The sequence below is a fragment of the Limnohabitans sp. genome (assembly GCF_034680285.1).
Taxonomy (GTDB): domain Bacteria; phylum Pseudomonadota; class Gammaproteobacteria; order Burkholderiales; family Burkholderiaceae_C; genus Limnohabitans_A.
In genome coordinates, this window is the sequence record NZ_JAXITC010000007.1 from 23,620 (window position 1) to 36,783 (window position 13,164).

13 protein-coding genes are annotated in these 13,164 nt (G+C 60.2%); 10 read left to right on the plus strand and 3 right to left on the minus strand.

Features of this window, described 5'->3' with window-relative positions; translation table 11 throughout:
- The first annotated feature begins 15 nt into the window (after positions 1–15).
- Positions 16–1,068 (plus strand): phosphoribosylformylglycinamidine cyclo-ligase, encoded by a 1,053-nt coding sequence (gene purM, locus SWE17_RS07400; protein WP_322992464.1) that lies wholly within the window; start codon positions 16–18, stop codon positions 1,066–1,068.
- Between the two features lie 81 nt (positions 1,069–1,149).
- Here the strand turns inward: purM and SWE17_RS07405 are convergent, their stop codons facing one another.
- On the minus strand, positions 1,150–2,010 hold the full coding sequence (locus SWE17_RS07405) for a SirB1 family protein (RefSeq protein WP_322992465.1): 861 nt from the start codon (positions 2,008–2,010) through the stop codon (positions 1,150–1,152).
- An 18-nt stretch (positions 2,011–2,028) separates the two neighbouring features.
- Positions 2,029–3,594 (minus strand): murein biosynthesis integral membrane protein MurJ, encoded by a 1,566-nt coding sequence (gene murJ / locus SWE17_RS07410; RefSeq protein ID WP_322992466.1) that lies wholly within the window; start codon positions 3,592–3,594, stop codon positions 2,029–2,031.
- Positions 3,595–3,762: 168 nt separating this feature from the next.
- On the opposite strand from murJ, the gene rpsT reads away from it, so the two are divergent.
- Entirely contained in the window at positions 3,763–4,065 is a 303-nt protein-coding gene (gene rpsT / locus SWE17_RS07415; RefSeq protein ID WP_100119927.1) for a 30S ribosomal protein S20, read from the plus strand.
- A 261-nt stretch (positions 4,066–4,326) separates the two neighbouring features.
- On the opposite strand, the gene SWE17_RS07420 is transcribed toward rpsT, so the two are convergent.
- Positions 4,327–4,647: a DUF3579 domain-containing protein gene (locus tag SWE17_RS07420; protein WP_322992467.1), complete on the minus strand. Its 321-nt coding sequence runs from the start codon at positions 4,645–4,647 to the stop codon at positions 4,327–4,329.
- 187 nt (positions 4,648–4,834) lie between these two features.
- Between SWE17_RS07420 and SWE17_RS07425 the strand changes: the two genes are divergently transcribed.
- From SWE17_RS07425 to SWE17_RS07460, 8 genes are all read left to right on the plus strand, one after another.
- Positions 4,835–6,037 carry an aspartate aminotransferase family protein gene (locus SWE17_RS07425; RefSeq protein WP_322992468.1) on the plus strand — a complete coding sequence of 401 codons (1,203 nt, stop codon included), beginning with the start codon at positions 4,835–4,837 and terminating at the stop codon, positions 6,035–6,037.
- Positions 6,034–6,972: an ornithine carbamoyltransferase gene (gene argF, locus SWE17_RS07430; RefSeq protein WP_322992469.1), complete on the plus strand. Its 939-nt coding sequence runs from the start codon at positions 6,034–6,036 to the stop codon at positions 6,970–6,972. The genes SWE17_RS07425 and argF overlap by 4 nt, the downstream gene beginning before the upstream one ends.
- Positions 6,973–6,974: 2 nt before the next feature.
- Positions 6,975–7,283, plus strand: coding sequence for a YkgJ family cysteine cluster protein (locus tag SWE17_RS07435; protein WP_295501446.1), 309 nt, complete (start codon positions 6,975–6,977; stop codon positions 7,281–7,283).
- Between the two features lie 67 nt (positions 7,284–7,350).
- Entirely contained in the window at positions 7,351–7,989 is a 639-nt protein-coding gene (kynB, locus tag SWE17_RS07440; protein WP_322992470.1) for an arylformamidase, read from the plus strand.
- Between the two features lie 21 nt (positions 7,990–8,010).
- Positions 8,011–9,297 carry a kynureninase gene (gene kynU / locus SWE17_RS07445; RefSeq protein WP_322992471.1) on the plus strand — a complete coding sequence of 429 codons (1,287 nt, stop codon included), beginning with the start codon at positions 8,011–8,013 and terminating at the stop codon, positions 9,295–9,297.
- 10 nt (positions 9,298–9,307) lie between these two features.
- Positions 9,308–10,207: a tryptophan 2,3-dioxygenase gene (kynA, locus tag SWE17_RS07450; protein ID WP_322992472.1), complete on the plus strand. Its 900-nt coding sequence runs from the start codon at positions 9,308–9,310 to the stop codon at positions 10,205–10,207.
- A 199-nt stretch (positions 10,208–10,406) separates the two neighbouring features.
- On the plus strand, positions 10,407–10,874 hold the full coding sequence (locus SWE17_RS07455; RefSeq protein WP_322992473.1) for a (2Fe-2S)-binding protein: 468 nt from the start codon (positions 10,407–10,409) through the stop codon (positions 10,872–10,874).
- Positions 10,871–13,138 carry a xanthine dehydrogenase family protein molybdopterin-binding subunit gene (locus SWE17_RS07460; protein WP_322992474.1) on the plus strand — a complete coding sequence of 756 codons (2,268 nt, stop codon included), beginning with the start codon at positions 10,871–10,873 and terminating at the stop codon, positions 13,136–13,138. Before SWE17_RS07455 ends, SWE17_RS07460 begins: the two co-directional genes overlap by 4 nt.
- Positions 13,139–13,164 lie beyond the last annotated feature (26 nt).

Below are 13,164 nucleotides of genomic sequence, written 5' to 3' on the forward strand. Positions count from 1 at the left end.
AGTCGGGCTAAAACCATGAGCCAAACTCCCCTTTCCTACAAAGACGCAGGCGTCGACATCGTTGCAGGTGATGCCCTGGTCGAGCGCATCAAACCATTGGCTAAGAAAACCATGCGCGAAGGCGTACTGGCCGGTATCGGCGGTTTTGGTGCCTTGTTTGAAGTGCCCATGCGATACAAAGAGCCTGTGCTGGTGAGTGGCACGGACGGCGTGGGCACCAAACTCAAGCTCGCATTTGAGTGGAATATGCACGACACCGTGGGCATCGACTTGGTGGCCATGAGCGTGAACGATGTGTTGGTGCAAGGGGCTGAGCCCCTTTTCTTCTTGGATTATTTCGCCTGCGGCAAGTTGGACGTGGACACCGCAGCGGCCGTGGTGGGAGGCATTGCCAAGGGCTGCGAGTTGTCAGGCTGCGCCCTGATCGGTGGTGAAACGGCAGAAATGCCTGGCATGTACCCAGCAGGTGAATACGATTTGGCGGGTTTTGCGGTCGGTGCGGTCGAAAAGTCGAAAATCCTCACGGGCCAGAATGTGAAAGCTGGCGACGTGGTGCTGGGCCTGGCCTCGAGCGGCGTGCACTCCAACGGTTTCAGCTTGGTGCGCAAATGCATCGAACGCGCAGGCAGCAACGCCCCAACGACCCTCGACGGCAAGCCTTTCAAGCAAGCCCTGATGGAGCCTACCCGCTTGTATGTGCTGAATGTGCTGGCCGCTTTGGCCAAACACCCGAACACGGAAAAAGCCTCTGGCATCAAGGCCCTCGCCCACATCACAGGCGGTGGCTTGCTCGAAAACATTCCCCGCGTACTGCCCGATGGCCTGGCGGCTCACCTGCAAAAAGGCAGCTGGCCTCAGACTGAACTGTTTGCATGGCTGCAAAAAACAGCAAGCATCGACGACATCGAGATGAACCGCACTTTCAACAACGGCATCGGCATGGTGGTGGTGGTGGATGCAGCCAATGCCGAAAATTGCGCGGCTACATTGCGCGCTTCGGGTGAGCAGGTCTACACAATTGGCCGCATTGCAGCCCAAGGTGATGGGGCCCAGGTAGTGGTGGCTTAAGGGGCCCTTCAGGGCCTCGAAGCCAGGCCCCTAACCAGCGCGACACACGGGGTCTTGGCGAGCCCAGTGGTCGGTCTGCGCTCAAAGAGCGGCGAGTTCTGACACTCTATTTTTCAGCGCCACGGTGTCTGGCGCGGCAGGCTCGGCTTCCAGATAAACACGCAAATCCTGCAAAGCTTGATGCACATGCCCTAATTCGGCATGCACCAAACCCCGGTCTCGCCTCTCTGTCCAGACCTCGGGCAACAAAACCACCAGACGGTCGAGCACTTGCAGCATGCGTGGCCAATCCTCCTGTGATCGGAAGATTTCTTTCAAATTGCGCAGCATGCGGGCCAGCACATCGCGGGCCGGGCAAGCTTGTAAATACAAGCCCAGAGGCGTTTCACCTTCGTCCAAGTCGGCTGATGCCACCTGGTCCACAGGATCACGAAATGGACTCAATCTTTCTGACAAATTGTCCAGACCCAAAGACTCGCCCGTCAGCGGATCGAGCACGACCAACCCATCCTTCAGGGTCACTTTGACCAAGAAGTGACCTGGGAACGAAATACCCTGCGCTTGCAACCCCAAGGACTGGGCCAATTCCAGCCAAAGCACAGCCAGAGAGATCGGTATGCCCCGGCGTGTTCGAAGAACCTCATTCAAATAACTGTTTTCAGGCGCGTAGTAATCATTGGCGTTGGCTCCAAAACCCAAATCTTGGTAAAAGACCTGGGTCAAAATGGCCAATTGGGTCAAGTCATCGGCATCTTCAGGCAACCGTGCCTGGACCCGCCGCAACAAACGTGCCACATCGTCCAGCACATGTTGCACATCCAAACTTGGCTCTTCGTCTTGTGCCAAACTGGCCGCTGCCTCCAACAGCGGGAAATGTTCGTCGCTTTGCACCAAACTGGCAAAGTAATCGAGCGGGGTGGGCGATGACAAATTCAACAACATGTCTATTCCAGAGGCCTGTCAGCGTTTGAGAAAGGCTTTGAGCCGCAAACCTGTGGCCCACAAAACGCCAAAGTAAAGCAAGGCCGAACAGAGCAAAACGACCAACATCCAGCCGATGCGCATCCAAGCCTCTTGGCGCATGGCCACCCATGGCAAATGGTTCGCCGCAAACCACAGTAAGCCTGTCAACAAGGTCGTTGCCAGCAGCACCTGCAAACCAAACCGCCACCAGCCGGGCTGTGGCTTGTAGCTCCCCCGGCGAAGCAGGCCGACCAGCAGCCACAAGGCATTGACCAAAGCGCCCAAGCCAATGGACAGTGCCAGCCCAGCATGTGCCAAATACGGGACCAAAAGTACGTTCAAAACTTGGGTGAGCACCAGCACCGCCACCGCAATGCGCACCGGGGTGCGAATGTCCTGACTGGCGTAGTACCCAGGTGCCAGTACCTTGATGGCCACCAGGCCAATCAAGCCCACGCCGTAGCCGGTCAGGGCCAAGGTGGTTTGCTGAACATCACGGTCGGTGAACGCGCCGTAGTGGTAAAGCACAGATACCAGCGGCTGCGAAAACACCAGCAAAGCCGCCGCACACGGCAAAGCCAGCAGCAGCACCAGACGCAAGCCCCAGTCGAGCATGGCCGCGTAACGCTCGCTGTCGCCCGTGGCTTTGGCTGCGGCCAGTTGCGGCATCAACACCACGCCAAGCGCCACGCCCAAAATAGCGGTCGGGAACTCCATCAACCGGTCGGCATAGGTCAACCAGCTGACGCTGCCGGGCGCCAGGTGCGAGGCAATCTGCGTGTTGATGAGCAAGGAAATTTGGGCCACGCCTACGCCCAGCAGGGCCGGGCCCATCAGGCGCAGGATATTCAAGGTGGCGGGGTTGGTCCAGGCCTTTTTGACGGCGCGGGGCCGAATGCCCAACCGTGGCAACAAACCCAGCCGGGCCAAGGCTGGAATTTGCACCGCCAATTGCAAAACGCCACCCACCATCACCCCCACGGGCAGGGCATAGATGGGCTCCACGCCCTGCTTGGCCAACCAGGGCGATAACAGCCAGGCTGCGGCGATCACGCTGACATTCAACAGAACGGGCGTGGCCGCAGGCACTGCAAAACGTTTCCAAGTGTTCAAAATGCCGGCAGACAAAGCCACCATGGACATGAAGGCAATGTAGGGGAACATCCAGCGCGTCATGTTCACGGCCGCGCCGTAGCCCCGGGCGTCTTGCTGCAAGCCGCTGGCCAAAGCCCAAACCAGCCAAGGCGAAACCAGCACCCCCAAAACAGACAGGGCCAGCACGGACCAAGCCAGTGCCGTGGCCACACTGTCGATCACTTCCTTTGTGGCTTCTTCGCCATATTGGGCACGGTTGGCGGCCAAAACCGGCACAAATGCTTGGCTGAAGGCCCCTTCAGCGAACAATCGACGAAACAAGTTGGGGATTCGAAACGCCACATTGAAGGCATCGGTCAATGCACTGGCACCGAACAAAGAGGCCATCAGCAACTCGCGCACCAAACCCGTCACCCGGGAGGCCAGGGTGAAAATCGACACAACAGAGGCAGAACGTAGAAGACTCACAGTGGGCGAGTGTAGCGGCCACTTTGTTCGCTCAAAAGCGCCTGCTTAGGCACGGTCTTGCCAGTCTTACATAAGTGGGGGTCTTTGGAGGGGTAGAAAAGGGGCGTCGGCTCTGCTAGAATGCTGGGTTCGCTGGACATCATCCTCAGACACTGAAAGAATTTTTATATGGCATCCGCTAAACCAAAAAAGAAAAACCCCCGTCTTGCTTCAGGCCGTAAACGCGTCCGCCAAGACATCAAAATCAATGCTGCGAACTCTTCGCTGCGCTCCAAATACCGCACTGCTGTGAAAAACGTTGAAAAAGCCGTTGCAGCTGGCGACAAGGCCAAAGCCACTGAGTTGTTTGCCAAAATGCAAACCGTGGTGGACATCATTGCCGACAAAGGCATCTTCCACAAAAACAAAGCTGCTCGTGACAAGAGCCGCCTGAGCGCCAAAGTCAAGACTTTGGCCCTCGCCGCAGCCTGATCCGCTCCAACAGATCAACAGCCCGGCGAGGCTCTGTCCTCGCTGCCGTTTGAAACGGGTGCGCTGTCCGCGAATACTGAACCGCCCAGGAGCAAACCTTGGCGGTTTTTTCATGGGTGCTCGCAATCCGCTGGGTGTAGGGCATTGGCGGGTTCCTCATGACTCGCTTCGCTCGTAGAAATCCTCACCCACCAATGCCCTACACCCAGCTCAGCAAGCTGGAAATAAAAAAACCGCCCATGGGCGGTTGCTTCTGCGAACTTATTTTTTGGGCGGCAGATCGGGCAACAAACAGGCTTCGGCCACTTGCAATCCATTGTCGCGCGCAAAATTCATCACAAAGTCCCAAGCCATGACGTCGTGATCGCGCAAATCATGGTGCACGACCACACATTTGACGTTGCCCATGGTGGTGGGAAGGCACCAAGGGGAATAACTCAAGTGGCTTCCAGGAACGGCACCGCCAGGACGAAATTGGCTCATCACGCCTGCCAAGCGTTCCGCCCAGTCGCTGGGCCTGAATGTCTTTCCGTCCTCGGTGATGCCCTGGATGAAGACTTCTTTGGCAGTGTTGGAGACCATCGGATAGAAGGGGTGAAGTGGACACCAAAAGCACCGGGATCGCCGCTGCTTTCGTTAGGTACCTATTGTATCTTATATAAGACTTAGGGCTTGTGACAGATGCCATCCAACAGCCACACAATGCCTCTAAAATATTCTTCTAACGGCCCTCCACCATTGGGCCGATTTTTATTTCAGGAGTTCACGCATGTCCGCTCACATTGAAGCTGCCTCACCGCACACCATGAACACCTATGGCCGACTGCCCATCGCACTCAGCCATGGTCAGGGCTGCCGAGTCTGGGACGTCAATGGCAAGCCATACCTGGACGCGCTGGCCGGTATTGCGGTGAACACCCTGGGCCACAACCACCCCGATCTGGTGCCCGCCCTGCAAGACCAGCTGGGCAAGATGATCCACAGCTGCAACTACTTCCATGTGCCCAACGCAGAAGTGCTGGCGGCCAAGTTGGTGGAGCTGTCGGGCATGACGAACGTGTTTTTCTGCTGCACAGGCCTCGAAGCCAACGAGGCAGCCATTAAGCTCGCACGTAAATACGGCCACGACAAGGGCATCGACAAACCCGAGATCGTGGTTTACGAGAAAGCCTTTCACGGCCGCAGCATTGCCACGCTGAGTGCCACAGCCAACGAGAAGCTGAAAAAAGGCTTTGGCCCCATGCTCGAAGGTTTTGTGCGGGTGCCAGTCAACGACATCGAGGCCCTGAAAAAAGCCACCGAAGGCAACCCCAATGTGGTGGCGGTGTTCATGGAAACCATCCAGGGCGAAGGCGGCATCAACCCGATGCGCATCGAATACCTGCAGCAAGTGCGTGCTTTGTGCGACCAAAAAGACTGGCTGATGATGATCGACGAGGTGCAGTGCGGCATGGGCCGCACCGGCAAATGGTTCGCTCACCAGTGGGCCGGCATTGTGCCTGACGTGATGCCGCTGGCCAAAGGCTTGGGCTCGGGCGTGCCGATTGGCGCGGTGGTGGCTGGCCCCAAGGCCGCCAACATCTTCCAACCCGGCAACCACGGCACCACTTTTGGTGGCAATCCGCTGGCCATGCGCGCGGGTGTTGAAACCATCCGTATCATGGAAAAAGACGGCCTCATGGCCAACGCTGCAAAAGTGGGCGCACATTTGCACGGTGCGCTGGATAAGGCACTGACGGGCATCGCAGGCGTCAAAGAAGTACGCGGCCAGGGCCTGATGCTGGGCATTGAACTCGAGCGCCCCTGCGGCGCCATTTGGACACGGGCCGCCGAAGCCGGTTTGCTTCTGAGCGTCACGGCCGACAGCGTCATTCGCTTGGTGCCCCCGCTTATCATGACCGAAGCCGAAGCCGACGAAGTGGTGGCGATTTTGGTGCCCCTGATCAAGACCTTTTTGGCGGAGCCCGCATGAGCCTGACCCCACCTGTGCCCGTGCGGCACTACCTGCAGTTCACCGACCTCACGGCCGACGAATACGCGCATGTGTTTGCACGCGCCGCCGAGATCAAGCGCAAGTTCAAAGCCTACGAGAAATACCACCCGTTGGCCGACCGCACGCTGGCCATGATCTTTGAAAAAGCAAGCACCCGCACCCGCGTGAGCTTTGAGGCGGGCATGTACCAGCTGGGCGGCTCGGTGGTGCACCTGACCACGGGCGACAGCCAGCTCGGCCGCTCAGAACCCATCGAAGACAGCGCCCGCGTCATCAGCCGCATGACCGATCTGGTCATGATCCGCACTTACGGACAAGACAAAATCGAGCGCTTTGCGTCGCACTCGCGTGTGCCCGTCATCAACGGCCTGACCAACGAGTTCCACCCCTGTCAAATCCTGGCCGACATCTTCACCTACATCGAGCACCGGGGCTCCATTCAGGGCAAGACTGTGGCTTGGGTAGGTGACGGCAACAACATGGCCAACACTTGGCTGCAAGCGGCCGAGTTACTGGGCTTCACGGTGCACCTGAGCACGCCCAGCGGTTACGAAGTTGACCAGGCCGTGGCCGGTTTGCGCAGTGCCGAAAGCTACAAAATCTTCAAAGATCCCGAGGACGCCTGCCGAGGCGCCGACCTGGTCACCACCGATGTGTGGACCAGCATGGGCTACGAAGCTGAAAACGAGGCCCGCAAAAAAGCCTTTGCCGACTGGTGTGTAGACGAAGCCATGATGCAAGTGGCCAAGCCCGATGCCTTGTTCATGCACTGCCTACCCGCCCACCGCGGCGAAGAGGTCAGCGCCGAAGTCATCGACGGTCCGCAGTCGGTGGTCTGGGACGAAGCCGAAAACCGCATGCATGTGCAAAAAGCCCTCATGGAATTTTTGTTGTTGGGTCGTGTGAACGCCTGAGTATGTCCAACTGCACCACCTGCGGCGCTTGCTGCGTGAGCTTCCGGGTGGATTTTTCCGTGTACGAATACGAAGAAGGCGGCGGCGATGTGCCCGCAGGCTTGGCCTCGCCGATTACCGAGCACACCTGCCGCATGCGCGGCACAGACCACAGCCCGCCGCGCTGCGCAGCGCTTTATGGAAAAACGGGCGAAAAAGCCATTTGTGGCATCTACGAATGGCGCCCCTCCCCCTGCCGGGAATTTGAAGAAGGCAGCCCCGCCTGCGAACAAGCCCGCCGCCGTCACGGCTTGCCTGCACTGAACCCCTGAAGTCTTTTTTCTAGTTGTTGGAAATAACCGACACCACAGTTTTTATGCGGTGCTACCTTCGCACACCATGAAAAAACTTTGGGACAAACTCTGGGATATTTCCCCACCCGTCGATACGCAAAGCCCGGTCTTTCCGGGCGACACGCCCTACACCCAGCAATGGGCCGCCACGCTGTCGGACACATGCCCGGTCAACGTGAGCGCCATCACCCTGTCACCGCATGTGGGGGCGCATACCGATGCCCCACTGCATTACAACCCGCAAGGTGCGGCTGTGGGCGCTTTGGACCTGCTGCCCTTTCTGGGGCATTGCCGCGTCATCCATGCCATCAATGTCGGCCCCTTGATCACCATGAACCACCTGCAGCATGCACTGCACAACCTGCCAGAACGCGTTCTGGTGCGCACTTACTGCCACATGCCACTGGACCGCTTCGACACCCAACTCACAGCCTTTGACCCTGCCTGCGTGCAGCACCTGGCCGACTTGGGCGTGCGGCTGATCGGCACCGACAGCGCCAGCATCGACCCGGCCGACAGCAAAGCTTTGCCCAGCCACCAAACCATTCGCCAGCGCGGCTTGCGCGTGCTGGAAAACCTGCTGCTCGACGAGGTGCCCGAAGGCGATTACGAGCTGATCGCCCTGCCCCTGAAACTCATGAGCGCCGACGCCAGCCCCGTGCGGGCAGTCTTGCGCGAACTTTGAACACCACTTGAAGACACCCCCATGATGAACCTCACCCCCACCCTGCATGACTGCGAACTGCTGGACGCGCAAGACCCGCTGCGCCCCCTGAGTGAGCAATTCGATTTGCCACCCGGCGTGATTTACCTGGATGGCAACTCGCTGGGTGTGCTGCCCAAAACCGCCCCAGCCCGCGTGGCCCATGCCGTCACACACGAATGGGGAACGGACCTCATCAAAAGTTGGAACACCGCAGGCTGGTTCACCCTGCCCCAGCGCGTGGGCGACAAAATCGCCCGCGTCATCGGTGCCCAGCCGGGCGAAGTGATCGCCGCCGACAGCACCTCGATCAACCTGTTCAAAGTGCTGGCCGCAGCGCTGCACATCGCCAAGGCAGACCACCCCCACAAAACCAAAATCGTCAGCGAGCGCAGCAACTTCCCAACCGACCTGTACATCGCAGAAGCCTTGTGCAAAGAACGCGGCTACACCCTTCAATTGATAGAAGCCGACGAAATCCCGACTGCGCTGCAAGCCGATGTGGCGGTGCTCATGCTCACCCATGTGAACTACCGCACAGGCGCCATGCACAACATGCAGGCCGTCACTGCACAGGCCCACGCCCAATGCATCCTCACCGTGTGGGACTTGGCGCACAGCGCAGGCGCGGTGCCCGTTGACCTGAACGGCTCGGGGGCCGACTTTGCGGTGGGTTGCGGCTACAAATACTTGAACGGCGGCCCCGGCGCACCGGCTTTTGTGTGGGTGCGCCCAGAGCATACCGACCGCTTTTGGCAACCACTGGCCGGTTGGTGGGGGCATGCCGCTCCGTTTGCCTTCACACCAGACTACCTACCCGCCAAGGGCATCACCCGCTACCAATGCGGTACCCAACCCATCTTGAGCCTCACGGCACTCGACTGCGGCCTGGATGCCTTTTTGGCCGCAGAGGCGCTGGGCGGCATGGCCGCGCTGCGCCAAAAGTCTCTGGCGCTCACGGGCCTGTTCATGCAGTTGGTGCGCACGCGATTGCACGGCTACGGCTTTGGCATCGCCACACCGACTGAGGAAGCCCTGCGCGGCTCGCAAGTGAGCCTGACCCGCGCCGAAGGCGCTTACGCCATCGTGCAGGCCTTGATCGCACGCGGCGTCATTGGCGACTTCCGCGCGGGCGATGGCGGCCTGCACGCCGACATCTTGCGCTTTGGCTTCACACCGCTGTATGTTGGCTATGCCGACGTGTGGCAGGCCGCTGAGCACTTGTGCCAGGTCATGCAAAGCGGCGAGTGGCAAGACGCCCGCTTTGGGCAGAAGAATGCCGTGACATGAAAGGCCTGTCATGAGTTCCTGCCCTTTCTCCTCAGCCTCCACCTCCAACACGGCCAGCGCCGCAGCGGGCGATGCTACAGGCGAGCGTATCGTGCACGAAGAAAAAGCCCAGCTCGACTTTGACGGCCGCATGAGCTATGGAGACTACCTACAGCTCGACGCCATCCTGAGTGCGCAAAAGCCGCTGTCGCCCGACCATAACGAGATGCTGTTCATCGTGCAGCACCAGACCAGCGAGCTGTGGATGAAGCTGATGCTGCACGAGCTGCAAGCGGCCATGGCGGGCATTGCGCATGACCAATTGCCCGACGCCTTCAAAAAGCTCGCCCGCGTCAGCCGCATCATGGAGCAGCTGGTGCACGCCTGGGACGTGCTGGCCACCATGACGCCGCCAGAGTACAGCGCCATTCGCCCCTACTTGGCGCAGTCGAGCGGTTTTCAAAGCTGGCAATACCGCTGCATCGAGTTTTCGATGGGCAACAAGAATGCCGCCATGCTGCAGCCCCACGCGCATCGCCTCGACCTCTCGGCCATCGTGCAGGCGGCCTACGAAGCGCCATCGCTGTACGACCAATGCCTGCGGTTATTGCAACGCCGCGGCCTCGATGTTCCGGACACCCACACCCAACGCGATTGGCGACAGCCCTACCCGGCCAGCGAGGCGGTCGAAAACGCCTGGCTCGAGGTCTACCGCAACCCGCAGCAACACTGGGACCTTTACCAGCTGGGCGAAGAGCTGACCGACTTAGAAGACGCGTTTCGTTTGTGGCGCTTTAGACACGTCACCACGGTGGAGCGTGTCATCGGCTTCAAGCGCGGCACGGGTGGCACGGGCGGCGTGAGCTACCTTCGCAAGATGCTGGACACCGTGCTCTTCCCAGAGATTTGGACGCTGCGCACACAATTGTGAACGCGAGAGCGCAGCGAGGGTGACCTCCCACATGGGACATTGATGTCTGTGGGAGCCACGCCCTCGGGGCAATGGGCTGTGGTCTGCACGGCTTTTCGCGACAGCGGCGTCGCTCCTACAGGGACAAATTAATCTTGCACGCCAACCTCTTGCGCAAGACCGTTAACATCTCGCACCAGCTACATTACCGGGAGACTCCGTGCAACTGAACATCAACGGCCAAAGCCACACCTCGACCGCCGATCCGAGCATGCCATTGCTCTGGTTACTGCGTGACGAATTGAATCTCACGGGCACCAAGTTCGGTTGCGGTGTGGCCGCATGCGGGGCCTGCACGGTGCATGTGGACGGTCAGCCCGTGCGCTCGTGCGTGATGCCCGTGTCTGCTGTTGCATCTCAAAAAATCAAAACCATCGAGTACTTGGGCACGGCAGAAAAGCCTCACCCACTCCAAGCGGCCTGGATCGCCGAGCAAGTGCCCCAATGCGGTTACTGCCAAAGCGGCATGCTGATGGCTGCTGCCGCCTTGTTGGATAAAACACCCAACCCCAGCGATGCCGAGATTGACGCCGCCATGACCAACCTGTGCCGCTGCGGCACTTACCAGCGCGTGCGCGCCGCCATCCACCGCGCTGCGGCCCAAATGAAGAAAGGCGGTGCCGCATGAAACGCCGCACCTGGTTACTCAGCGCGCTCGGCGCGACCGGCGCATTGGTCGTCGGCTGGGGCGTGATGCCCGCCCGCTCACGTTTGGGTTCACCCGAACTCATGCTCCAAACCCAAGGCGATGTCGCCCTGAACGGCTGGATCAAGATCGCCGCCGACGGCGCTGTGGTGCTGGCCATGCCACGCAGCGAAATGGGCCAAGGCGTGCACACCGCGCTCGCCATGCTGGTGGCCGAAGAACTCGATGTGCCTTTGAGCCGCGTGCGTTTGGAGCAGGCCGGGGCCGACAGCATTTACGGCAACGTGGCCATGCTGGTGGCCAGCCTACCGTTTCACCCGCTGGACAGCGAAGGCGAGCACAAACCCACCAAGATCAAGATGGGCGAATGGCTGGTGGGCAAAGTCGCCCGCGAACTGGGCCTCAACGCCACCGGCGGCTCGTCTTCGATCGCCGACCTGTGGGACCCTTTGCGCATGGCCGCTGCCACGGCGCGCGCGAGTTTGATACAAGCCGCTGCGGCCGCATGGAAAGTGCCCGCCACCGAAATCACTGTCGCACAGGGCGTGATGCAACACGCCTCAGGCCAGTCCGCGCACTACGGCCAGATGGTGGCCGCTACATCGGGCAGCACGCCCTCGGGCATCCAAACCAAATCGCGCGAAAAGTGGCAGCTCATTGGCCAACCCGCACCGCGCACCGACATCCCGTCCAAAGTCACAGGGCAAGCCACTTTTGGCTTGGACGTGCGTCTGCCCGGCATGCTGTTTGCCGCCATGCGCATGAGCCCGGTCCTGGGAGGCACGGCCGCGTCCATGAACACCCAAGCCGCCTTGGCCATCGCTGGTGTGGAAAACGTCGTGCCAATCGATGCTTGGGGGGGAGGCACCGGTGGCGTGGCCGTCGTTGGCAAAAGCTCCTGGCATGCCCGCCAGGGCGCCCAAGCTGTGCAAGTTCAGTGGCAAAACCCGAACACCGCTCTGGCAGATACCGCGCGCATCCAAGCCGATCTGCTCAAGGCCCTGAACACCGAAAGCGGTTTCACCTTTCACGAACAAGGCGTGCCCACCCAAGCCGAAAAAGCCGCCGCAACCCGCATCGATGCGCTCTACCAAGCTCCCTATCTGGCCCACGCCACCATGGAGCCGATGAATTGCACTGCGCAAGTCAAAAATGGCAAGGTCGAGATCTGGGCGCCCACACAAGTGCCTCAAATGGCACGCGACATGGCCGCCAAAGTGGCCAAGGTGGACAAAGACCAAGTCACCGTTCACGTCACCCAACTGGGCGGTGGTTTCGGTCGTCGGCTGGAAGTGGACTTTGTCGGCCAAGCCGTGCAAGTGGCCATGGCCTGCGAAGGCAAACCGGTGCAACTGAGCTGGTCACGCGAGGAAGACATGACGCACGACTTTTACCGCCCCATGCACCTGGCCAAGTTCCAAGCTTCGCTGGACGACAAAGGCGAAGTCACCAGCCTGCGCATCAAGTCGGCCGGCGACGCCATCACCCCACGCTGGATGGGGCGTGCTGCGCCCCACCTGTCCGGGCCCATCGACATGCCCGACAAAACCGCCTCCGAAGGACTGTTCGATTTGCCCTATGGCTTTGCCAGCCAGCACATGAGCCATGTGGCCACCCAATCCGGCGTGCCCGTTGGCTTTTGGCGCTCGGTGGGCCATTCGCACAACGCCTTCTTCTCGGAAAGCTTCATCGACGAACTGGCCGCCGCCACCCAGCAAGACCCCTTGGCCTTCCGCCTGAACTGGCTCAAAGACGCACCACGCTACGCCGCCGTGCTGAAACTGGCCGCCGACAAAGCGGCTTGGGGCACGCCCCTGCCCGCAGGCCGTGCGCGGGGCATCGCCTTGCACGAATCGTTTGGCTCCATCGTGGCGCAAGTGGCCGAGGTCTCGCTCGAGCAAGGTCAGATCCGCGCGCACCGCGTCGTCTGCGCCATCGACTGCGGCACCGTGGTCAACCCAGGCACCGTGGCCCAGCAAATGGAAAGCAGCGTCATCTATGGCTTGAGCGCCGCACTCTTCGGCAAGATCGACATCGTGGGCGGCGTGGTGCAGCAAGGCAACTTCCCCAGCTACCCCATGGTCTCGCTCAGCCAGGCCCCGCAAGTGGAAACCCACATCGTGCCCAGCACCCGTCACCCCGCTGGCGTGGGCGAACCGGCTGTGCCGCCAATCGCCCCCGCAGTGGGCAACGCGCTGTTTGCCCTCACGGGCAAGCGACAACGGGCTTTGCCACTGGTGGTTTAAGGCATAAAAACCTGGCCTGCGGTGTT

What these genes read in the sequence shown, in the direction of transcription:
- SWE17_RS07405 (WP_322992465.1), bottom strand. Translation starts at nt 2,010, where the DNA reads ATGTTGTTGAATTTGTCATCGCCCACCCCGCTCGATTACTTTGCCAGT.
- kynA (WP_322992472.1), top strand. Translation starts at nt 9,308, where the DNA reads ATGAGTTCCTGCCCTTTCTCCTCAGCCTCCACCTCCAACACGGCCAGC.
- SWE17_RS07425 (WP_322992468.1), top strand. Translation starts at nt 4,835, where the DNA reads ATGTCCGCTCACATTGAAGCTGCCTCACCGCACACCATGAACACCTAT.
- kynU (WP_322992471.1), top strand. Translation starts at nt 8,011, where the DNA reads ATGATGAACCTCACCCCCACCCTGCATGACTGCGAACTGCTGGACGCG.
- SWE17_RS07460 (WP_322992474.1), top strand. Translation starts at nt 10,871, where the DNA reads ATGAAACGCCGCACCTGGTTACTCAGCGCGCTCGGCGCGACCGGCGCA.
- SWE17_RS07435 (WP_295501446.1), top strand. Translation starts at nt 6,975, where the DNA reads ATGTCCAACTGCACCACCTGCGGCGCTTGCTGCGTGAGCTTCCGGGTG.
- argF (WP_322992469.1), top strand. Translation starts at nt 6,034, where the DNA reads ATGAGCCTGACCCCACCTGTGCCCGTGCGGCACTACCTGCAGTTCACC.
- SWE17_RS07420 (WP_322992467.1), bottom strand. Translation starts at nt 4,647, where the DNA reads ATGGTCTCCAACACTGCCAAAGAAGTCTTCATCCAGGGCATCACCGAG.
- rpsT (WP_100119927.1), top strand. Translation starts at nt 3,763, where the DNA reads ATGGCATCCGCTAAACCAAAAAAGAAAAACCCCCGTCTTGCTTCAGGC.
- kynB (WP_322992470.1), top strand. Translation starts at nt 7,351, where the DNA reads ATGAAAAAACTTTGGGACAAACTCTGGGATATTTCCCCACCCGTCGAT.
- purM (WP_322992464.1), top strand. Translation starts at nt 16, where the DNA reads ATGAGCCAAACTCCCCTTTCCTACAAAGACGCAGGCGTCGACATCGTT.